This is a genomic window from Streptomyces millisiae (assembly GCF_031845425.1).
GTDB lineage: Bacteria > Actinomycetota > Actinomycetes > Streptomycetales > Streptomycetaceae > Streptomyces > Streptomyces millisiae.
Genome location: NZ_JAVREM010000326.1, coordinates 1 through 444, shown reverse-complemented (window position 1 = coordinate 444; position 444 = coordinate 1). Strand labels below are relative to the sequence as shown.

The 444-nt window shown below is 69.4% G+C and carries 1 pseudogene; it reads left to right on the top strand.

The window, feature by feature from the left end:
- Positions 1 to 336, top strand: a pseudogene (locus RNC47_RS36900) (ATP-binding protein); the annotation flags it as partial.
- Positions 337 to 444: the final 108 nt, after the last annotated feature.

Here is a 444-nt window from a genome sequence, read left to right as displayed (position 1 = left end):
AGCCTGGACGACCTCAACGACGACGTGATCGAGGGCGACCTGTTGGCACAGACCGTCCTGAGGCACGCCGCCGACCTCGAACCGGGCGCACAGCAGCGGATGACCTCCACTGAGTGGCTGCACTGCCTCAGCCAGCTCTACACCGGCGAGGAGTTCCGCCCCATGCCCAAAGGCTGGCCGACCACCGGCAAAGTCCTCTCCGACCGCCTCAAGCGCCTCCAGCCCACCCTGGCCGCCCGAGGCGTCCTCATCGACTCCGGCCGCACCCGAGAGGGCCGCTACATCGAAATGACCCGCTCACCAGACACGCCGCCGCACGAACAGCAGGCGTTCTGACCGCACTGCACGACCGCACAAGCAAGAGGAGCACCCGCGCCGGGCGTGCTCCTCTTGCTGTTCGGCGGCGGCGCCGCCCTGCACTGGACGTGCCGCGAAGCGGCTCCC